Source organism: Hymenobacter saemangeumensis (genome assembly GCF_039541835.1).
Taxonomy (GTDB): Bacteria; Bacteroidota; Bacteroidia; order Cytophagales; family Hymenobacteraceae; genus Hymenobacter; species Hymenobacter saemangeumensis.
Genome location: NZ_BAABGZ010000028.1, coordinates 73,280 through 92,438, shown reverse-complemented (window position 1 = coordinate 92,438; position 19,159 = coordinate 73,280). Strand labels below are relative to the sequence as shown.

The 19,159-nt window shown below is 62.9% G+C and carries 20 protein-coding genes; 8 read left to right on the top strand and 12 right to left on the bottom strand.

Annotated elements, in window-relative coordinates:
* Positions 1-61 precede the first annotated feature (61 nt).
* Positions 62-1,396 carry an amidohydrolase gene (locus ABD919_RS12890; RefSeq protein WP_345236429.1) on the top strand — a complete coding sequence of 445 codons (1,335 nt, stop codon included), beginning with the start codon at positions 62-64 and terminating at the stop codon, positions 1,394-1,396.
* Positions 1,397-1,464: 68 nt separating this feature from the next.
* On the opposite strand, the gene ABD919_RS12885 is transcribed toward ABD919_RS12890, so the two are convergent.
* Entirely contained in the window at positions 1,465-2,154 is a 690-nt protein-coding gene (locus tag ABD919_RS12885; RefSeq protein WP_345236428.1) for a phosphatase PAP2-related protein, read from the bottom strand.
* Positions 2,155-2,469: 315 nt separating this feature from the next.
* On the opposite strand from ABD919_RS12885, the gene ABD919_RS12880 reads away from it, so the two are divergent.
* On the top strand, positions 2,470-4,917 hold the full coding sequence (locus tag ABD919_RS12880) for a M4 family metallopeptidase (RefSeq protein ID WP_345236427.1): 2,448 nt from the start codon (positions 2,470-2,472) through the stop codon (positions 4,915-4,917).
* 213 nt (positions 4,918-5,130) lie between these two features.
* Here the strand turns inward: ABD919_RS12880 and ABD919_RS12875 are convergent, their stop codons facing one another.
* Complete coding sequence (locus ABD919_RS12875) at positions 5,131-5,853, bottom strand: hypothetical protein (RefSeq protein WP_345236426.1); 723 nt, start codon at positions 5,851-5,853, stop codon at positions 5,131-5,133.
* A gap of 177 nt (positions 5,854-6,030) precedes the next feature.
* Positions 6,031-6,765: a tetratricopeptide repeat protein gene (locus ABD919_RS12870; RefSeq protein WP_345236425.1), complete on the bottom strand. Its 735-nt coding sequence runs from the start codon at positions 6,763-6,765 to the stop codon at positions 6,031-6,033.
* A gap of 184 nt (positions 6,766-6,949) precedes the next feature.
* On the opposite strand from ABD919_RS12870, the gene ABD919_RS12865 reads away from it, so the two are divergent.
* The gene (locus ABD919_RS12865) at positions 6,950-7,816 is read left to right on the top strand and encodes an alpha/beta hydrolase (protein ID WP_345236424.1); all 867 of its coding nucleotides are present in this window, start codon (positions 6,950-6,952) and stop codon (positions 7,814-7,816) included.
* A gap of 236 nt (positions 7,817-8,052) precedes the next feature.
* Here the strand turns inward: ABD919_RS12865 and ABD919_RS12860 are convergent, their stop codons facing one another.
* The 5 genes from ABD919_RS12860 to ABD919_RS12840 form a co-directional block, all read right to left on the bottom strand.
* Positions 8,053-8,754 (bottom strand): DNA alkylation repair protein, encoded by a 702-nt coding sequence (locus ABD919_RS12860; RefSeq protein WP_345236423.1) that lies wholly within the window; start codon positions 8,752-8,754, stop codon positions 8,053-8,055.
* Between the two features lie 21 nt (positions 8,755-8,775).
* Positions 8,776-9,261 (bottom strand): methylated-DNA--[protein]-cysteine S-methyltransferase, encoded by a 486-nt coding sequence (locus tag ABD919_RS12855; RefSeq protein WP_345236422.1) that lies wholly within the window; start codon positions 9,259-9,261, stop codon positions 8,776-8,778.
* A 144-nt stretch (positions 9,262-9,405) separates the two neighbouring features.
* Positions 9,406-10,104, bottom strand: coding sequence for an IS630 family transposase (locus tag ABD919_RS12850; RefSeq protein ID WP_345236421.1), 699 nt, complete (start codon positions 10,102-10,104; stop codon positions 9,406-9,408).
* Positions 10,101-10,571 carry a helix-turn-helix domain-containing protein gene (locus ABD919_RS12845; RefSeq protein ID WP_345236420.1) on the bottom strand — a complete coding sequence of 157 codons (471 nt, stop codon included), beginning with the start codon at positions 10,569-10,571 and terminating at the stop codon, positions 10,101-10,103. Before ABD919_RS12845 ends, ABD919_RS12850 begins: the two co-directional genes overlap by 4 nt.
* A 54-nt stretch (positions 10,572-10,625) precedes the next feature.
* The gene (locus ABD919_RS12840; RefSeq protein WP_345236419.1) at positions 10,626-11,903 is read right to left on the bottom strand and encodes an amine oxidase; all 1,278 of its coding nucleotides are present in this window, start codon (positions 11,901-11,903) and stop codon (positions 10,626-10,628) included.
* A gap of 210 nt (positions 11,904-12,113) precedes the next feature.
* On the opposite strand from ABD919_RS12840, the gene ABD919_RS12835 reads away from it, so the two are divergent.
* From ABD919_RS12835 to ABD919_RS12815, 5 genes are all read left to right on the top strand, one after another.
* A complete protein-coding gene (locus ABD919_RS12835; protein ID WP_345236418.1) occupies positions 12,114-13,490 on the top strand; it encodes an APC family permease in 1,377 nt (458 codons plus the stop codon).
* A 34-nt stretch (positions 13,491-13,524) separates the two neighbouring features.
* Entirely contained in the window at positions 13,525-14,103 is a 579-nt protein-coding gene (locus tag ABD919_RS12830; protein ID WP_345236417.1) for a hypothetical protein, read from the top strand.
* A gap of 98 nt (positions 14,104-14,201) precedes the next feature.
* A complete protein-coding gene (locus ABD919_RS12825; RefSeq protein ID WP_345236416.1) occupies positions 14,202-14,888 on the top strand; it encodes a hypothetical protein in 687 nt (228 codons plus the stop codon).
* Between the two features lie 71 nt (positions 14,889-14,959).
* Positions 14,960-15,685, top strand: coding sequence for a hypothetical protein (locus tag ABD919_RS12820; protein WP_345236415.1), 726 nt, complete (start codon positions 14,960-14,962; stop codon positions 15,683-15,685).
* Positions 15,686-15,835: 150 nt separating this feature from the next.
* Entirely contained in the window at positions 15,836-16,411 is a 576-nt protein-coding gene (locus ABD919_RS12815) for a hypothetical protein (protein ID WP_345236414.1), read from the top strand.
* Positions 16,412-16,414: 3 nt separating this feature from the next.
* Here the strand turns inward: ABD919_RS12815 and ABD919_RS12810 are convergent, their stop codons facing one another.
* The 4 genes from ABD919_RS12810 to ABD919_RS12795 all read right to left on the bottom strand — a co-directional run bounded on the left by ABD919_RS12810 (position 16,415) and on the right by ABD919_RS12795 (position 19,135).
* Positions 16,415-16,915, bottom strand: coding sequence for a GNAT family N-acetyltransferase (locus tag ABD919_RS12810; protein ID WP_345236413.1), 501 nt, complete (start codon positions 16,913-16,915; stop codon positions 16,415-16,417).
* Positions 16,916-17,018: 103 nt separating this feature from the next.
* Positions 17,019-18,011 (bottom strand): porphobilinogen synthase, encoded by a 993-nt coding sequence (gene hemB, locus ABD919_RS12805; RefSeq protein ID WP_345236412.1) that lies wholly within the window; start codon positions 18,009-18,011, stop codon positions 17,019-17,021.
* Between the two features lie 68 nt (positions 18,012-18,079).
* Positions 18,080-18,487, bottom strand: coding sequence for a hypothetical protein (locus ABD919_RS12800; RefSeq protein ID WP_345236411.1), 408 nt, complete (start codon positions 18,485-18,487; stop codon positions 18,080-18,082).
* A gap of 144 nt (positions 18,488-18,631) precedes the next feature.
* Positions 18,632-19,135, bottom strand: coding sequence for a hypothetical protein (locus ABD919_RS12795; RefSeq protein ID WP_345236410.1), 504 nt, complete (start codon positions 19,133-19,135; stop codon positions 18,632-18,634).
* Positions 19,136-19,159 lie beyond the last annotated feature (24 nt).

Sequence of the window (19,159 nt, the reverse complement as noted above, 5' to 3'; positions counted from 1 at the left end):
TCGTACCATTGCACCCCCGGCCGCCGCTGGGCTTCACTTCTGATTTTTCCTGACTTCTGGTATGCGTCGTACGACTTTGCTCTCAACCGCTTTTGTTGGATTATCCCTGGGCCTGGCTGCCTGGCAGCCGGCCTCGGCCCAGAACCCGGGCCTGAATGCCCGGATTGCGCAGCTCTCGGCCCAGCAGCAAGACCAGGTGGTGGCCTGGCGGCGTGACTTTCATCAGCACCCCGAGCTGGGCAACGAGGAAACCCGCACCGCCGGCATTGTGGCAGCCCACCTGCGCAAGCTGGGGCTGGAAGTGAAGACTGGTGTGGGCCGCACGGGCGTGGTGGGCATTCTGCGGGGCGGCAAGCCCGGCCGAGTGGTGGCCCTGCGCGCCGACATGGACGCCCTGCCCGTAACCGAAGCCACGGGGCTGGCTTTTGCCTCTACCGTGAAAACCACTTACCTGGGGCAGCCGGTGGGGGTGATGCACGCCTGCGGGCACGACTCCCACACGGCCATTCTCATGGGAGTGGCCGAAGTGCTGAGCCAAGTGAAAAAGGACCTACCGGGCACCGTCAAGTTTATTTTTCAGCCGGCTGAGGAAGGCTCCCTGCCGGGCGAAGAGGGCGGGGCCAAGCTCATGGTGAAGGAAGGCGTGCTGGAAAACCCCAAGGTGGACGCCATTTTTGGCCTGCACATTCAGGCCCAGACCGAGGTGGGCAAGCTCACCTACCGGCCCGGGGGCGAGATGGCCAGCTCCGACCGGTTCACGGTTAAGGTGCTGGGCAAAGGTTCGCACGGGGCCAAGCCCTGGAGCAGCGTCGACCCGGTGGTGACTGCGGCCCAGATTATCCTGGGCCTGCAAACCATCGTGAGCCGGCAGACCGACCTAACCGAAGACGCGGCCGTGGTGACGGTGGGCACAGTGAAGGCCGGCGTGCGCTACAACGTCATCCCGGCCGAAGCCGAGCTGAGCGGCACCATCCGGGCCTTCAACCGCAAAACCCAGGAGCAGCTCTGGGCCGCTATCCGCCGCACGGCCAAGGGCATTGCCGAAAGCGCCGGGGCCACGGCCGAAGTAGGCATCGAGCCCTACGTGCCCGTGACGTTTAACGACCTGCCGCTGACGGCCCGCATGCTGCCCACGCTGCAGGCCGTGGCCGGCGGCGCCGACAATGTGAAAGAAATAAAAGCCGTAACCGGTGCCGAGGACTTTGCCTTCTACCAGGAGAAAGTGCCCGGCCTGTACTTTTTCCTGGGTGGCCTGAAAAAAGGCGTGGACGCGGCCAGCACCGCCGACCATCACACGTCGGGCTTCGTCATCGACGAAAGCGGCTTTACGCTGGGAGTGAAGGCGCTGGCCACGCTGGCGGCGGATTACCTGGGCAGCGAGGGCAGAAAAAAGTAAAGCCTGGGTGGGAAGTAGCGTGCCGGGGCACTGACCAGGACGGGGTTGACATTCAACCACGCGCCACCCTATGCCTTGCCCGCCACCTTGTCGGCCAAGCGGTAAGCCAGCCAGGCAAATAGGGGAGCGGCCAGCACGTCGTAGGAGTAGTGCACGCGCTGCACCAGCACCAGCGTGCCCACGGCAATGCTAGCCAGCAGCATGGCCAGGCGCAGGCGCGGGCCACGGGCCAGCAGCAGCAGCAGCACCATGGTAGCGGTGTGGCCGGAAAAGAACAGGTCGCGCACAATGGGCTGCTCGGCTACCTGAAACAGGTAATCCACCACGGGGTCGTGCAGGTTGACCAGCTCCCGGGGTGGGTCGAGGGGCAGCAGCCACAGCGTGAGCATGCGAAATAGCTGCAGGAAATAGTAGCCCCACAAGGCCCGCAGCAGCTGCAGCGGCCGGGGCAGCACCTGCCACAGGGTAGCCACGATGCTGCCGTAAATCAGGGTGAAGGTGGGGGCCGATACGTCGCGCACGGGCAGCAGGGAGGCCAGCGGGTCGGGCAGCAGGCGGCCGGGGCGCGCCTGGATGTAGTGGTAGAAGTCGGGAATGATGGGCAGCAGGCCCACTAGCAAGAGCAACACCAATCCCAGGCGCCAGCGGAAATGAGGCAGGGCCCACTGGGCCGGCCAGCGCGAGGCAGCAGGAATGCTGCCCGGCAGGCTGGCCCGCGAAGGATTAGGGGGAACGGCCCGGGTCTTGAAGGAGGACATTGACGGCTGCTACGGAAAGGCATGGGAAGGTAGCTGCAAAAATACGGGGTGCCAATACTGCGGGTAAGTGGTTTTCGGTCAATTCCGCAGATTAAAATGGGCCTTAAGGGTATGTGCTGATTTACTGATGATAAGCAAGTCTTGTTAACAGCATTTTAATTTTGCTTTATTGTTAACAAAATTTTGGCATTGCCAACTAATTTCTGCCAAATCAGTATGGATGCTGGTCAACTTCGCTACATTGCGGCGCATTTAATGCAAATTCTTCACTTTCTCTCTCCCCAAACCCATTTCCATTATTAACCCACTTTTTACATGACCAACAAATACTCTGCTGCAGCATTAGTGCTGTTCGGCGCCCTGGCGGCTTCCACGGCTCAGGGACAGGATGCGGGCCGCATCCAGACCAAGGTGATGGGCGACGACAACCAGCCTGTGCTGGTGCAGTTCAACGCCGCGGGCAAAGCAGCCTACCGGGCCAGCGAAGCCCAGACGGTGCTGCGCGAGCAGCTCGCCCTGACGGCCGACGACCAGTTCCTGCCCGCGCGCATCGAGACTGACCAGATTGGCTTCACTCACCAGAAGTTTTCCCAGTTCTACAAAGGCGTGAAAGTGGAGCACGCCGACTACACCGTGCACGCCAAAGGCGGGGCTATCGAAAGCATCAGCGGCGATTTTGAAAAAATCTCGGGCCTGAACACCACGCCTTCCCTGAATGCCGCCGCCGCCCTGACGCGTGCCCTGGACTACGTGGGCGCCAGCCGCTACATGTGGCAGGACCCGGCCGAGGAAGCCAGCCTGAAGCAGCAGGAAAACAACCCCAACGCAACTTACCGCCCCGCCGGCGAGCTGGTGATTGTGCGTAGCAACGCTACTGGGCAGCCCGTGCTGGCCTGGAAGTTCAACGTGTACGCCAAGCAGCCGGTAAGCCGCGCTTATATCTACGTAGATGCCCGCAGCGGACAGGTGGTGTTTCACGATGCCATTATCAAGCACGCCGCCGCCACGGGCTCGTTTGCAACCCGCTACAGCGGCACGCAGAGCAGCGCTACCGACTATACCGGCACCACCTACCGCCTCCGCGAGCTGACCCGTGGCCTGGGCATTGAAACCTACAACTGCCGCAAGGGGAACAGCTACACCAACGCGGTGGACTTTACCGATGCCGACAACAGCTGGACCGAGTATAACAATACAAACATGGACAACGCCGCGCTGGACGCCCACTGGGGCGCCCAGGGTACCTACGACTACTTCAAGAATGTGATGGGGCGCAACAGCTACGACAACGCCGGCGCGAAAATCAAGAGCTACGTGCACTTCGATGACACCCCCGGCGATGGAGTAGGCTATGAAAATGCCTACTGGAACGGCTCGGTGATGACCTACGGCGACGGCGCCTCGCGCTTCCGCCCGCTGACCTCGCTGGATGTTTGCGCCCACGAAATCGGCCATGCCATATGCGAGCGCACCGCCAACCTGGCTTACCAGAACGAGTCGGGCGCCATGAATGAAGGCTTCTCCGACATCTGGGGCGCGGCCGTAGAATACTATAAGGCCCCCGGCAAGCAAACCTGGCTGATTGGCGAAGACATCGACAAGGTGCGGCCTTCGCTGCGCTCGATGAGCAACCCCAACGCCGAAAGCCAGCCCGACACCTACCGCGGTACTTACTGGAAGGCTACCACCACTTCGCCCTCTTCCTCAAACGATTACGGCGGGGTGCACACCAATTCCGGCGTGCTCAACTACTGGTTCTATGTGCTCAGCGTAGGAGCCACCGGTACCAACGACATTGGCAATGCTTTTTCGGTTACCGGCATCGGCATCGCCAAGGCAGCCCGCATTGCGTACCGTGCCGAAAGCGTGTACCTGTCGGCCAACAGCACCTACGCCGATGGCCGCACCTACACTATTCAAGCGGCTACTGACCTGTACGGCTCTGGCTCGGCGGAAGTAACCTCGGTTACCAACGCCTGGCACGCCGTGGGCGTAGGAGCAGCTGCCAGCGGCGGTGGCACTACCACGGTGACGTACTGCGCCAGCAAAGGCACTACCGTTACCTACGAGTGGATTGACTACGTGGCCCTGGGTACCCTGGCCCGCACCTCGGGTGCCGATGCTGGCTACTACAACGGCACGGCCCTGTCTGCTCCCAGCATTGGCGCCGGTACCTCGCAAACGATAAGCTTCAGCGCCGGCTTCTCGGGCACGGCTTACACCGAGTACTGGAAGGTGTACATCGACTACAACAAAGACGGCGACTTCATCGATGCCGGCGAGCTGGTGGTTAGCGGCTCGAGCAGCAGCAGCGGCACGCTGTCGGCCACCTTCACCGTGCCCACCACGGCCCGCAGCGGCAATACCCGCATGCGACTTGTGATGAGCGACAACTCGGGTACTACCAGCTGCAACAGCTACAGCTACGGCGAAACCGAGGACTACACCGTCAACATTACGGGCGGCGCGGCCCTCACCGGCCTGGCACCCTCGCTCACCGGTGGCAGCTCCACCTCCATCGGCAACGAAATAGCCAAGCAGCTGGAGGTATACCCCAACCCCGCCAGCAGCGTAGTGAGCCTGGTGCTGCCCGGCAACGCCGAAGCCACCAGCGTGGTAGTGACCGACCTGCGCGGCGTGCGCGTGGCCGATGCCCGCTACCACGACGGCAAAGTTGACATCAGCCGCCTGGCCAAGGGCATGTACACCATCGCGGTGAGCGACGGCCAGAAAGTGTTCCACCAGCGCTTCGTGAAAGAATAAGCTACCCTTAGTCTTTCTGAGCTATGAAAAAGGCCCGTCAGCAGTTGCTGGCGGGCCTTTTTGTGGTTTTAAGCTGTCAGTTGTTAGTTGTCAGTTGTTAGTTGTCAGGTCGTTCTGATGGCTGCATTGTAAGAACGAACTGACAACTGACAACGAACAACTGACAACCTGTTTACTTCTGAGTGACTTCACAAAGGCGGGTGGCGCCGGGAACTACAGGGTGTAGTCGAACTTGAGCAGCAGCGTACCGAAGCCGTCGTTCTGGTCGGGGTTGCCGCGCTTGCTTACGTCGTCGAGGTGGTCGGAAGTGCTGAAGTAGTAGGCGCCTTCCACGCCCACGCGCATCTCGTCGTTGAGGCGAATGCTGACGCCCCCGCCAACGGGGGCCACCAGGGCCATGCCGGGGTAGTCGTTGCGCTCGGCGGGCAGGTACTGCGTAGTGCTGCTGGGTCGGCTCTTGCCCAGGTAAGACCTCGGGTTGTAGAGCAATGCTCCCAGGCCGCCCTGCAGGTACAGCTGAAATGGAAGGGTGCCGCTGCCCGACGCCACATAAGCCGAAGGGTCGCTCAGTAGGTCGTAGCGCAGGAAGGTAGTGAGCATGCCGTGGTTGCTGTAGAAAGCCACGCCGCGCTCCGGGAGCCGGTCGCGGGCCCCCATCTCAAAGTAAGAAAACTCACTGCCGATGAGCAGGTGGGGGCGCAGCCGGTACAGCACGCCCAGGCTGGCGGCCGGGCCGACGAAGCTTTCGGGGAGGCCACCCAGGTCGCCGTTGTACATGGCCCCGCCCAGGCCGGCCGTCAGGCGCAGCGGCCCGCGGTAGTAGGGGCGGCCCTGGCTGTCGAACCGCCGAACCTGCCGGCCGTGCTGGGCCTGGGCCGCGGTAGGGGAGAAAAGCAAGCTGAGGCCAGCAAGGGCGGCCCCCAGGAAAAAACGCATAGCAGCGGAGTGAGGTGGAAAGGAAAAGGGAGCGTACGTACTTTGGCCCTGACAGGGCCAAGGTTGGGGCAAACGCCTGCCGTGGCTTTTTATTGAAGCCAGCAGCCGAGGGTGCGGCTTCTCCCGCTTCCTGGATTGGTAAACAGTGTTGTTCCGCCAGCCGCCGACGGCAGCCGGCTACTTAAACATACCCTGCGGGTCGGGGTATTTGGCCTGCAGCTCAGGAATGAGGCCGAAGTCGATGCTGCTCATGTCGACGCTGCGGCCTTTGTGTACCGCTTCCCAGGCCTGGAGGTACTTTTCCTGGTAGTAGTAGGCGCGGGCCAGCTGCTGCCAGGCCACGCCGTTGGTGGGGGCCACGGTGGTGGCGCGTTGCAGCAGCTCGGTGCCGGTGCTCAGGTCTTTTTTCTTTTTGCTAAGGCCGTAGCGGATAAGATGGCTGGTTCCCAGGTCGCTGAGCAGCAGGTCGTCGGCCGGGGCCAGGGCCAGGCCCTGGCTGAGCAGGGCGATGGCGGCATCGGGAGTAGGCTGGGCGCTGGCCACTACGCCCAGGCCCCGGTAGGCGCTGGCATTCTGTGGGTTCAGCAGCCAGGCCAGGTTGAAGCGGTACGTGGCGGTGTCGGGCTGGTTCTCGCTCAGGTATTCAAAGCCCTTGTTGGCAAAGAAGGTGCTGGCTTCGGCCCGGGAAGCGAAGCTGGCCGCAATGGCCTCAAGCCGGGCGGGGCCAAACAGCCGGGCGGCTTCAGCAGCAGGCAGCCCCCCGAACAAGGGCTGCAGGCGAGCCGGACGGGGTGGAGTTTCCCCAGTGCCGGGAGCAGCGCTGTTCCCGGGTTTCCGTTGCGCGTGGGCAGCCGGGGCGGTGAGCAGGGCAGCCAGCAGGGTGCCCCAAAGCAGGGTTTTTAAAGCAGGCACGTTCGAGAGAATGAGGTAAAAAGCAATGCCGGGGTATAGCCCAGGCAAGACAAAGATAGGGCACAGGGCAGGCCCTGGTTTTAGCTCTGGCGGGCTTGTGGTTTTTGCTGCTGGTCAAACTGCCCGCCGCCGGCCGGCGTAGGTAGGGTAGTCGCACTTTTCTTGGCGCTGACGCTTAAGCCCCATGCCTCGTCTCATTGCTGTGTTGCCCGCTGCCCTGCTGCTAGCCCTGTTACTGGTAGCCTGTGATGGGAGTGCCCGGCCCAGCCGCCGGTTTCGGGATGTGGCATACGTAGAATCTTCTACCCCGGGCTTCGACCCCGAACGCCACCGCCTGGATGTGTATGCTCCCAGAAAAGCTGCCACTGGCGCCGGGCATCCGGTAGTCATCTTCATTCACGGCGGGGCCTGGAACAGCGGGAATAAGAACATCTACACGTTTGTGGGGCGGCGGCTGGCCCGGCAGGGCATAGTAGCCGTAGTAATCAACTACCGCCTGGCGCCAGCCGTGCAGGTGCCGCAGATGGCCGACGACTGCGCCCGGGCCCTGGCCTGGACGCGCCAGCACATCGGCCGGTACGGCGGCGATGCGGCCCGCGTCTACGCCATGGGGCACTCGGCCGGGGGCGGACTGGCCGCCCTGCTGGCTACCGACCAGGAGCTGCAGGCCCGCCACGGCTTGCCGCCGAATGCCCTCAGCGGCGTGGTGCTCGACGACCCCGGGGGGCTGGACATGTACACTTTCCTGATGAACAAGGCGGCCGGCGACCGGGAGTACCACGATGCTTTCGGCGATACCCCGGCGGGCTGGAAGCAGATGTCGCCTATCTACAAGCTGCGGCCCGGCCTGCCGCCCTTTCTTATTTTCCTGGGGGAAAAAACCTACCCCAGCATCAGCAGCAGCACGGCGCGCTTTCGCAAGCAGCTGCAGGCCGTGGGGCAGGACCCACTGTATAAGGTGCTGCCCGGCAAGAAGCACATTCCCATGGTGCTGATGCTCTACTGGAAAAACAATATCATTTATCAGGAGCTACGCAAGCTGGTTTTTTGATGTGCTGGTTGTTTGATGTGCTGATGTGCTGATGTGCTGATGTGGCAATAAGAACGTCATGCTGAGCGGAGCGCAGCGGAGTCGAAGCATCTTTACCACGAGAGTAAACCCAGTCAAAAGGAGTTACTGCTGCGGGCAAGATGCTTCGACTTCGCTCAGCATGACGTTCTATTTACCTCATCACCCCATCACCCCATCACCTCATCACCTCATCAGCACATCAAACAATCAGCACATCAACACGCCCTGCCTTCTTTTCTGGCCCATATTCTGGCCAGGTAGGGTTTGACTTCGAAGGTCTTGCAGGCGGTGTCGCCGTGGTCGATGACAACCGGGCCGATGCGGTCGGCGGCCTGCTCAACTGCGGCCCGCAGCGCCTCGTTGCGGCTGCCGATGGCGATAAGGCAGTTGTTCATGGCTTCGCGGGTCCGGTTGGGGGCCGAGTGGATGTGGGCTGTGATGTGAGCCAGGCGGGGCGCGAAGTAGGGGTTGTCGTGCGTTTCAGACTGCTGGGCGAGGCGGCCCAGCATGGCGTAGGCAATGCGCTGGGGCAGCTCCTGGTCGGAGGCAAATAGCGCCTGCATCAGGTTTTCAGCAAATGGAGCCTTGACGAGCAGCTCGGCCAGGGCGTCGCTGAGGCCGTGCCACTGGCAGTCGGCGACCCAGGTCCGGGCTTCGGCCTCGCTCAGGCGAGCCGCGTCGGCAATCATGGTGGCCAGGATGCGGGCGTCGAGGTTCTGGCTCTGCCACAGCTCGCGGGCTACTTCGTGGGCGTGCCCGGGGTCTTTGCTCCGGCCTACAAACTTCTTTTTCAGCTGGCCGAAGGTGGCGAAGCTGACACCGAACAGGTTGTCGCCGGCGCCGTGGCGCTGGTAGGTTTTGCGGGTCTGGGCCGAGCCGGCCGCGCGGAGCTGCTCGAAGGTTTCGGTGAAGGTCATGGCTGCGGAAGGTGGTTCAGGTTAGCGAAACAGGCCGCCGGGCGGCAGCGGCTGCTCAAACGCCAGCAGCCATTTTTTGCGGTGCAGCCCACCGGCATAGCCCGTCAGGCTGCCGTTGGCGCCAATCACGCGGTGGCAGGGCCACACAATGGCCAGCGGGTTCTGCCCGTTGGCAGCGCCCACGGCCCGCACCGAGCCGGGGTTGTTCAGCAGGCGGGCCACGTCGAGATAGGAGGCCGTCTCCCCATAGCTTATGCCCAGCAACGCCGCCCACACCTGGCGCTGAAACGCGGTGCCGAGCTCCGGGGCGTAGTTCAGCCGAAATTCGCGCAGCTCCCGCCCGAAGTAGGCCTGCAGCTGCCGGTGAGCCTCGCGCAGGCAAGCCGGCACGTCGGCCAGGGCAGTAGTAAGCTGCTCGTCAACAAAGGTGGCGGCGCTTAGCCCGGCGTCGCTACCAGTAAGGCGCAGGGTGCCAATAGGAGTGGGGAGATAAGCCGTTGTATTCACAGCCTAAAGGTAGCTGCACAGATAGCTTTTGCCAAAATTATTAGTAGAAAATTTTGCTAAAAAAAGCGCATTGCTTCCGGCCCTGACCGGAGGCAATGCGCTTTTTGTTAAACTACGCCCTAGCCTGTTGCCTTGGCCTAGTGCTTAGTCAGGGGAATTGGTTGACCTAATTTTCTGATAGTGGCGGTCGAGTTTGACGCGGGCTTTTTCCAGGGTGAACTGCCATTTTACGGTAGCCCGGGCCGCATTCCGCTCGGCCACGCAGGCCGCCACGTGAGCGGTGAGTTCCTCCTGGGTCGGAATGTGTTGGTGCAGGCACTGGCGGGCGATGGCCGAGAGTTCGAGTTCGACCATATTGAGCCAAGAAGCATTTTTGGGCGTGTAATGGACCTCAAAGCGGGCGGCCAGCGCGCGGGCCTGGGCGGCGGGCAGGTGCTGGTAGAACACGGCGTCGGTGTGGGTGTTGAGGTTGTCCTGCACCAACACGATTTTCTCGGCCTGCGCATACGCGGCGACCAGTCGCTGCATAAAACGGCAGTAGTCGGCGCCGGTGCGCCGGGCCGAGACCTCGACCAGGCGCTGGCCGGTGCCCGGCTCGAAGGCGGCCAGCAAACAGGCCGTGCCTTGGCGCACGTAGGTGCTGCTCTGGCGACGGGGCCGGCCCGGTTTGGCCGGCTGCTCGCCCCCGGCGGGCTGGGCGGGTACCGGGGGCAGGGGCCCGACGGGCTGGCCGTGCAATACGCAGGGGCGCTCATCGAAGCAGACCACCGGAAAGCGCGCATCGTAGGGGCGCTCGTAGACCGCCAGCACGTCTTCCATGCGCGCCACGAAAGCCGCGTTCATCGCCCCCAGGCACCAGTGCTGCTGGCGGTGGGGCTGCAACTCGTTTTTTTGAGCACCTGGCTCACCGTTTCGTGCGAAATGGTCCCGACCAGTTCCAGTTCGACGGCCTTATCGGCCAGCAGGCGCAGGGTCCAGCGGCTATGGCCCACCGGGGCCGGGGTGCAGGCCAGCGCCGTGACGGCCGCCCGCTGGGTGCCGGTGAACTGTGCCGGGCCGCCGCTACGCGGCGCTTCGGCCAGGGCCGCCTGCCAGCCCGCTTTTTCGTAGCGGCGGCGCAGTTGGCTCACGGTTTGGCGGCTCAAGCCCGCGGCTTGACCAGCCGCCTGCTGGCCAATGCCTTGGGCCAGGGCCAGCAGCGCCTGGGCCCGGCGCACAGCGCGCACTGGCCGGCAGCCCGTGCGGGTGAAATCTTCCAGGGCGGCTTGGTCTGCGGCCGGCAGGGTAAAGGGAGTAAGGGGACGTGCCATAAGCGCCCAACTCCAACCTACTTTATTTTGTTAAACAAATTCCCTGACTGAGCACTAGTTCGGCTGAATAATGTCCGTGATGCTGGGTAAGCTTTCCCGCGTGGCCCCCTCGGCAACCGTGGTGAGGGCCGGCGCGCTCAGCACCTGGGCGCTGATGACGGGCCGCTTTACCCTGGGCTCGATGCCGGCAATCAGCGCCTGGGCTTTGAGCAGGGCCATGGCGCTGGGCTCGTGCAGCACCCGCGTAAAGGGCGTGGTGCTAAGGTCAGCATCCCAGAGGCCCGACTGGTGCCAGCGGTCGGGGAAGTCCCAGTCGGGGCGGTCGATGATGGGGTAGAGGCAGGCGCCCCACAGCGGCAGGCCTTCGCGCAGCACCTTGGCGCACTCCCGGCCAATCATCTTCAGCCAGAGGGGCCGGTCTTCCTTGGGGTGGCTGGTTTCGGTGATGGCAAAGGGGCGGCCGTAGCGCTTGTAGGCCTTGCGCAGCAGCTTGTGCAGGGGCGTCCAGCGCGGGTCCATCACCGGGTCGTTCCAGCCCAGGCGCTGGCAGTTGTCGTACTGCCACTGGTTGTCGTAGTAGTAGTTGAAGCCCACGATGTCGAGGCAGTCGGGGCTGCCGCCCAGCTCGGGGCACATGCGGCCCACCAGCATGTCGGTGGCCTGAAACTGGCACTCGTGGGCGTGGAAGGCGCCGCGGCGCTGTTGGGGCGTGGCATTGCGCGGGGGCACCATGTTCACCAGCGGCTCGGTGGTGAGCAGGCGGATGCCGGGGTCGGCCTCGCGCAGGGCATAGGTGCCTTCGATGTAGGCCCGCATCAGCGCGTACTTCACCTGCCAGCCCTGGCCGTGGCAGTAGGGCGAGGTGCCCTTGGCATCGCCGCCCAGCCAGGAAATAAAGCTCACCTCGTTGATGGGCGTCACGATGAGCGTGTCGTCGGGCCGCTCGCTGCGGTAAAAATCCACGAAGGCCCGGCACAGCGAGGCAAAGCGGCGGGCAAACATGGGGTGCAACGGGGTCAGGTCGTCGGGGTAGCCGAAGTGGCACAAATCCCACACCTGCTGAATGCCGTGGCGCTTGCCGGCGGCCAGCATGGCTTTCACCGTGCTGAAGTCGTAGTGGTAGGGCGTCTTCTCAATCTGAGCCCAGCGGATGCCTTCGCGCACGGTGCGCACATGAAACGGGGCCAGAGCGGTATAGTCCTGGTCTATCAGCTCCAGGTGGCCGGTAAGGGGTAGAAAATCAACGCGGTGTCCAAAGCAGTTGAGCTGGTCGGTGCATTCGAAGCCGCCCCACCAGAAGGAGCGGAAAGGGTTGGAAGAAGTGCTCTGCATAAGGTGAGATGGAGGTATAGCCTTGGGAGCAGGCCAAGTTCCTCCATACCGGAAAAATGGCTCCAGGGTTAAGGTTGAGCTTAGATTCTGCCGAAACACGGAATTCCATTCCCGCCCGGCCCCGTAAGCCGCCCACCACTTCAACCTGCGGCGACCGGACACGGGCGAGATGAAGCCCGGCTTCACGGTACTCGTTCTACCTTCGCCCCCATGTCGCAACCCTCTCTACAGCGTCGCCTGGGCCTGGTGCAGGCTACCGCTCTCAACATGATTGACATGGTGGGCATCGGCCCCTTTGTCACTTTGCCGCTCGTGATGGGCTTTATGGGCCCCAACTTCCTGCTGGCCTGGCTGGTGGGCGCGGGCCTGGCCCTGGTCGACGGCCTTATCTGGAGCGAGCTGGGCGCGGCTTACCCCGAAGCCGGTGGCTCCTACCGCTTTCTCAAGCTGGCGTATGGCGAGCAGAAGTGGGGCCGGCTGATGTCGTTTCTCTACGTGTGGCAGACCCTGGTGCAGTCGCCGCTGGTGCTGGCCTCGGGTGCCATCGGCTTTGCCCAGTACTTCGGCTACCTCGTGCCGATGACGGAATGGTGGCAGCCGAAAATGGTGAGCGGCGCCGTGGTGCTGCTGCTTATCCTGCTGCTTTACCGCCGCATCGAAGACATTGGTCGGCTGGGCGTGGCCTTGTGGGTGGGCGTGCTCGGCCTCATGGGCTGGCTGATTTTCGGCGGCCTCACCCACGCCAATCACGAAGTAGCCTGGCTGCCCAGCGGCGGCGCAGCTGCTTTACCGGGCGTGCTGCTGTCGGCGGCTATGGGGCAGGCGGCCATCAAAACCATCTACTCCTACCTGGGTTACTACAACGTGTGCCACCTGGGCGGCGAGATTATCAACCCCCAGCGCATCATTCCGCGCAGCATCTTCCTCAGCATCCTGGGCATCATGGCCCTGTACCTGCTGCTGAACTGGAGCGTGGGCACGGTCATTCCCTGGCAGGAAGTACAGGGCTGGCAGGCCGGCGGCGCGGGCGCGGGGGCCGACAAGTCGCAGTTTATCATCAGCGTATTTATGGAGCGGCTGTACGGGCCGGCGGCGGCGCAGGCGGCTACGGCCCTGGTGCTGCTGGTGGCCTTTGCCTCGCTGTTTGCGGTGCTGCTGGGCTACTCGCGCATTCCCTACGCGGCGGCGGCCGACGGCGAGTTTCTCTCGTTTTTCGGGCGGCTGCACCCCACCAAGAACTTTCCCCACGTGTCGCTGCTCATCCTGGGCGGCGTGGGCTTTGTGTTCAGCCTGCTGTTCCGCCTGGGCGAGGTGATTACGGCCATTCTGGCCATGCGCATTCTGGTGCAGTTCGTGGGCCAGGCCGTGGGGCTGATGCTGCTGCGGCGCCGGCGCGGCACGGCGTCGCTGCCGTTTAAGATGCCGCTCTACCCGCTGCCGGTGCTGCTGGCCATTGCCGTGTGGCTGCTGATTTTTTACAGTACCGGCGTGAGCTTTATGCTGTCGGGCCTCACCGTTATTGCCCTGGGCGTGGTGGTGTTTCTGCTCTGGAGCCGGCGGCTGGGGCGCTGGCCGTTTGAGAGGTAGGGCAGTGGCGTTCAACTTCTATCACCTTCAGCCGATGAGTAGTCGCCTGGTATTAACCTGCTGCCTGTTGCTGGTCGGTTTTCTTGGGGTAGCTCAGCCGGGCAAGCCCCTGCCGGCAGGTTACCTGCGCTGGAGCGCCGTTCGTCGGCTGCAGGTGGCTGACTTTCAGCTAAAGCTGCGTTCTAAAAACAACCTGCGCCAAAGCATCGGCAACATCGGCCTGCAAATGGACGGCAACGCCTACGACCTGCTAAGCAAGCGGGTCAATGCCGTGGTTCAGAACCTGTTCAACACGTCGGCATCTTATCTCGACTCGGCCGGACGCGAGGATATGAACGAGCAGCTGCGATATATGCAAACGCTGTGGGATATCAGCGAGGTAGCGGCCCGCCGCTTAAGAAAGGAGCTGCGGGCCAATGCCCGCCGCATTGCGCTAATAGGCAAGCCCGATACCGGCGAGCTGTTTCGGCTGGCGAGTGAGGAAGCAAGCAGGCGCCACATCCAGTACGCCGACGAAACCAACTATGGCTTGTATCTGGATAAGCAGGAAACCTGGGAGCGGCAGCTGGCCCAGGAGCTGGCAGAGCTGGCCGCCTTTGCGCTGCCCGATTAATGGTGCGGTATGCCGGGGTGTAAAAACAGCTGAGCTGGTAAGGATGCCGACTGAAAGTCCATAAATTTGGCTTTGTACCCACATTCTGCTTTCCGCTTATGCGTTCACACCTACTGAAGCTGATTTGTTGGTCTGCCATAATCTGCAGCGGGTTCGCACAGCGCCCGGCAGGCGGGTTCCGGCCGGCCGATATCCAGGAGATGCTGGTGCTGCCACCGGTAGGCCTTGTCAGCCTGATTGGCCAGGGTAACCGGGCCGCATTCGACCCCGACGCTTCGAGCGATGCCGCCGAGATGCTGCAGCAGGTGCTTTTTCAGCACGATGCCAAGCTTCACCTCACCGGGCTGGTAAAGCTGCCGCCCGACAGCAGCGCGCGCAAGGCCATCGCCCGCAACACGCTGCGCACCGTGGCTTTGCTGGAAAGCCGGCGCAAGGCCACCATGGCCCAGCCGCAGCCCTGGCTGGATAGCCTCCTGATGACCAGCCAGCAGCGCTACTGCCTCGTGAGCTGCGTGTGGGGCTTCACCCGCACACCTGCCAACCGCCGCGCCATGGTAGCCCGCGACCTCGGCATCGGCCTGCTGAGCATGGGAATGCTGGTGCCCGTCACGCCCAGTGCTTCGGTTCGTCTGGGGCTTTTCATTTACGATGCCCAAACGAGTGCCATTGTGTACCACAAAGCGAATTTTCCCACCGAGAAAGACCCCCTGGCTCAGAACGGAGAAATTATCTACAAGGAGCTCACCGGCATGCTGGGCAAGGATTTCAACCTGACGGCCAACTAGCCCTGCAGCCGGCGCCTGAGCCGCTGGCCGCTCAAGCGAAATTAATGGCTGAAAAGGAGTATGTTTACAGGATGCGCCCTGTTCTGCTTCTATTCTTTTGCCTGTTTTTCTGCTCCGTTTCCTGTACGCGAAAGCTGACGAGCTATACCAGTCCGACCTTCCGGCCCAGCGCCACGACGGAGCTGAGCTTTGCCACTCCCCTAAGCTCGGCTTCTTACCTGGTAGGCTACCAGCTGCTGGCGCGTACCGACCCGTTTTTCTCGTCCATGGTGGCCCGGGTCGATAAGCAGGCGCTGCTTACGCTTCGCACCCCGCTGCATCTGGTATCGGAGGTGGTAATAGACTCCCTGGAGCGCCCGGCCCTGACCAGGGAGATTCGCCGGGCCGTACTGGGAATGCGAGCCCGCGTGAACCCCGATTCGGTGCGGATGCCGCTGCTTAATCAGCTAACCGGCCTGTCGGGCTTTCGCTACACCATGGTTTTGTTCAGCCAGGGCTTTGCCCGCTCAACTGACAACTATGCCATGGTGGGCGGAAGAAGCGCCCACACCGGGGCGATGTTCGACCCCGCTGGCCAGCCGGTGGCCGTGCCCCCGCCCATTAAGTCGGCCACGGCGCTGTGCGTGATGATTTACGACAACCAGCAGCAGCGCATTGTGTACGCGCAGGAAACCAGCAAAAATTACCAGCCCCATAATTCCCGGCAAACCGCGCGGCACCTCCGGCGCTTGCTGAGCAGTGAGTTTGAGCTTCCCCAGGCCGCCCCGGCCGGCCAGACTTACTCCTCTACTCGCTAGGTACGCCGCTTTGGCAGGCTCCCAACGTTCTCAACCTGCTCGTATATGCGGCTGCTTTACACCCTTCTGCTCCTGACTGGCCTGCTTTCTTCCTGTGCAACCTCGTCGGGGCTGTTGCGAGCGGGGTTTCAACCGTCTGCAGGCCAGGAAATGACTTTCGCCTCACCAATAGCCGCGGTTAGCCTAATTGAGAAGGGCAACCTGCCCAAGCCAAATGAGGAAGCTACCGCCCAGGCCACTGAAATAATGCGAAGGCTGCTGACCCGGCACCGGGCTGAGCTGCACCTTACCCACGAGCTGCATATCCCGGACTCGTTGTACCAGCAGGCATATCAGCAGATTTTTCGGGCCGCCGAGGGCATTGCGTACCGGCAGCGGCTGGAAACCAGCGCCAACTTACCCGCCATCGACCATCTGCTGGCTGGCCCGGGCCCCCGCTATGTGCTGCTCACGGCCCTGCGGGGCTTCACCCGCACCTCGGAGAACTACAGCGGGCAGTTGGCAAAAACCATCGGGGTTGGGCTGCTTACCATGGGCATGGTTGTGCCCGTCTCCGTTAAAGCAAGGTCAGATATTTACTTCCTTATCTACGACCGCCAGCAACGGCAAGTCGTGTACTTCAACCAGACTCCACCAATGGCCGAGCAGGAGCCGCTGGATGAGGCCAGCGTTGAAAACCAGCTTCGCAGAATGCTGGGCCAGGACTTTCCGCTGGCCATGAAATAAGCCCTACTCCAGCCGCTTCTCGTAGCAGAAAAACCGCAGCCCCGGCCGGAAGGCCAGCTTAATCTCGCCCGCAAAGCGGTAGCCCAGCTTAGGAAACAGGCGCTGCGTAGCCAGGTTCTCGGAGTTGGTATCCACGCGCAGCACGCGTAGGCCCTGGCGGCGGGCCTCGTCTTCGGCTTCCTGCATCAGGGCCAGCGCCACGCCCTGGCCCTGGGCAGCCGGGTCTACGGCCAGCCGGTGCGTCACCAGCGCGGGCTCGGTCACGTCCCAGTCGGCATCGGCGTACTCGGCGTCCTGGTCGCGGGTGAGGGCAGCTACGCCCACCACCTTGCCGCCCAGCTCGGCCACCCAGAGCTGGCTTTGGGCAATGTCTTCCCGAAAAACCGCCTCGTTGGGGTAGTCGTCGGTCCACTGCATATTGCCGCTGGCATTCATCAGCGGCACCACCCGGCTTATCAGGGCCAGGATGCCGGGCAGGTCGGCTTCGGTAGCGCGGCGGGTCATGTTGGTAGTAGTTGTCAGTTGCTGGTTGTCAGTTGTCAGCTTGTTCTGCCGGCTGCTCTATCAGAACAATACTGACAACTGACAACTGACAACCAACAACTAATTAGCCGCGGCGCAGCACTGCGGCGGCTTCCTTGGCGAAGTAGGTGAGGATGGCGTCGGCGCCGGCGCGCTTGATGCTGAGCAGCACTTCCATCATGGTGCGCTCGCCGTCGAGCCAGCCCTGCTGGGCGGCGGCTTTCACCATGGCGTACTCGCCCGATACGTTGTAGGCCGTCACGGGCAGGTTGGTTTTTTCCTTCACGGCATGAATCACGTCGAGGTAGCTCAGGGCGGGCTTCACCATCACCATGTCGGCGCCCTCCTGCTCGTCGAGGGCCAGCTCGCGCAGGGCCTCGCGCTTGTTGGCGGGGTTCATCTGGTAGGTTTTCTTGTCGCCGCGCTTGGGGGCTGAGTCCAGGGCGTCGCGGAAGGGGCCGTAGAAGGCCGAGGCGTACTTGGCCGTGTAGCTCATGATGCTGACGTGGGCGAAGGCGTTCTGGTCGAGCACCTCGCGGATGTAGCCCACGCGGCCGTCCATCATGTCGGACGGGCCGAGGATGTCGGCGCCGGCGCGGGCCTGGGCCAGGGCCATCTGGGCCAGAATTTCCAGGGTGGCATCATTTAGGATTTCCCCGCTTTCGGCATCCACCACGCCGTCGTGCCCGTCGCTGGAGTAGGGGTCCATGGCCACGTCGGTCATCAGCACCACGTCCGGGAACTGCCGCTTGATGTCGGCCACCGTGCGCAGGTACAGCCCGTCGGGGTTGGCCGACTCGCGGGCCAGCCGGTCCTTCACCGCGTCGCTCAGGCCAGGGAAGGGCGCGAAGGCGTTGATGCCCAGCTCCACGCACTGCCCGATTTCGTCGATGATGCGGTCGGCAGTGAAGCGGTGTATGCCCGGCATGGACTTCACCTCCAGGGTCCGGTTCTGGCCCTCCATCAGGAAAAGCGGGTAGATGAAGTCGTGGGTGGTGAGGCGGGCTTCCTGCACCATGTCGCGGATTACTTGCGACTTGCGGTTGCGGCGGGGGCGGTGGGTGGGAAGGAGGGACACTAGGAAATAGGGTTGATAAGACGGGGTAAAACAGCGCCCGCAAAGGTAAGGTTGCGCCGTTCGGCAGCTCAGCCAAACGCCCAGCCGCTGCCCCAGCCCGCCGAGAACAGCAGTACGCCCAACGCCAGTACTCCCAGACCCGTCAGCGCCAGCGTGCCGGATAGCATAAACAGGGAAATCAGCAGGCAGATAAGGCCGCCCAGCATGCAGATGGCGCCCAGCGCTAACAGAAAGCCGGATTCGCCGGAGCTGGTAGCCGGCAGCTGGGTGGTGGTGCGGTGTCGAAAAGCTGCGCGCAATGGCTTGCGAAGGGAATAAACAGCGGTTTGGTGTGTCGAGAGCAGCCGCTGGCTTCTGCGCACCTTGGCCCGGGGCGAGGCTGCCCCGACAGGACGTGGCAGCACTCGCTGGTAGCTGCTGAGCTGAGGCTTTGCGGCCGTCGTGGGTGCGGCAAAGGTGGCGTTATGCCTTGGCATGAGCTGCTGATGAGGCAGGATGGGGGCTTCAGCTGCCAAGGGTTCCGGCTGAAAACTGAATGCCACCCGCTCGCTGCGGCATCCAGCCAGAAGCAGCAAGCAGAAAGGTAAGAGGAGGCGCAGGGGCATAAGCATGAGGCTTGGCTATTCCTTGCTGGCCCGCAGCAGCAGCATAACAAACCAGCCGATGAGCAGCAGCGCTCCCAGCCAGAAGAAGGCGTGGGCAATGCTCAGCAGCCCCTGGCTTATCGGCACGGTATTGCCCCCGATATAAGTAAGAATAAATCCCAGCGCAGTGCTGGCAACACCGCTCCAGAGCAGGATGCGCTCGGCCGGATGGCGGTCGGCGCTGGCCTGGGCGCGGGCTGCTGAAGGACTGCCCGCTGCTTTTTTGGTCGTGACGAAGCGTAGCGGGGCGCGTTGGCTACGTGCTGCCGGCTTCGCTTTAAATGGCAGGGGTTCAGCAGCCGCAGCAACTGGTGGGGCCGGGGCCAGGGCTTGGGGCGCTGCAAGCTCAGCTGCTGCCACCGGGGCCGGCGCAGTGGTATGAGGCTGGGGATTTGCGAAGCTGCCGGTGCCAGGGGCAAACACGAAAACAGCCTTTTCACTGCGGCAGCCGGCACTTCCCAGGGCTAGCAGCGAAAGCATAAAACCAAGAAGCCAGCGGCTGCG

Bases quoted from the DNA above. Each gene is read 5' to 3' on its own strand.
- ABD919_RS12795 (WP_345236410.1), bottom strand. From the start codon at position 19,135: ATGCTTTCGCTGCTAGCCCTGGGAAGTGCCGGCTGCCGCAGTGAAAAG.
- ABD919_RS12850 (WP_345236421.1), bottom strand. From the start codon at position 10,104: ATGAACGCGGCTTTCGTGGCGCGCATGGAAGACGTGCTGGCGGTCTAC.
- ABD919_RS12885 (WP_345236428.1), bottom strand. From the start codon at position 2,154: ATGTCCTCCTTCAAGACCCGGGCCGTTCCCCCTAATCCTTCGCGGGCC.
- ABD919_RS12810 (WP_345236413.1), bottom strand. From the start codon at position 16,915: ATGACCCGCCGCGCTACCGAAGCCGACCTGCCCGGCATCCTGGCCCTG.
- ABD919_RS12815 (WP_345236414.1), top strand. From the start codon at position 15,836: ATGACTTTCGCCTCACCAATAGCCGCGGTTAGCCTAATTGAGAAGGGC.
- ABD919_RS12800 (WP_345236411.1), bottom strand. From the start codon at position 18,487: ATGCCAAGGCATAACGCCACCTTTGCCGCACCCACGACGGCCGCAAAG.
- ABD919_RS12875 (WP_345236426.1), bottom strand. From the start codon at position 5,853: ATGCGTTTTTTCCTGGGGGCCGCCCTTGCTGGCCTCAGCTTGCTTTTC.
- ABD919_RS12840 (WP_345236419.1), bottom strand. From the start codon at position 11,903: ATGCAGAGCACTTCTTCCAACCCTTTCCGCTCCTTCTGGTGGGGCGGC.
- ABD919_RS12825 (WP_345236416.1), top strand. From the start codon at position 14,202: ATGCGTTCACACCTACTGAAGCTGATTTGTTGGTCTGCCATAATCTGC.
- ABD919_RS12890 (WP_345236429.1), top strand. From the start codon at position 62: ATGCGTCGTACGACTTTGCTCTCAACCGCTTTTGTTGGATTATCCCTG.
- ABD919_RS12865 (WP_345236424.1), top strand. From the start codon at position 6,950: ATGCCTCGTCTCATTGCTGTGTTGCCCGCTGCCCTGCTGCTAGCCCTG.
- ABD919_RS12830 (WP_345236417.1), top strand. From the start codon at position 13,525: ATGAGTAGTCGCCTGGTATTAACCTGCTGCCTGTTGCTGGTCGGTTTT.
- ABD919_RS12820 (WP_345236415.1), top strand. From the start codon at position 14,960: ATGCGCCCTGTTCTGCTTCTATTCTTTTGCCTGTTTTTCTGCTCCGTT.
- ABD919_RS12835 (WP_345236418.1), top strand. From the start codon at position 12,114: ATGTCGCAACCCTCTCTACAGCGTCGCCTGGGCCTGGTGCAGGCTACC.
- ABD919_RS12845 (WP_345236420.1), bottom strand. From the start codon at position 10,571: ATGGCACGTCCCCTTACTCCCTTTACCCTGCCGGCCGCAGACCAAGCC.
- ABD919_RS12860 (WP_345236423.1), bottom strand. From the start codon at position 8,754: ATGACCTTCACCGAAACCTTCGAGCAGCTCCGCGCGGCCGGCTCGGCC.
- ABD919_RS12880 (WP_345236427.1), top strand. From the start codon at position 2,470: ATGACCAACAAATACTCTGCTGCAGCATTAGTGCTGTTCGGCGCCCTG.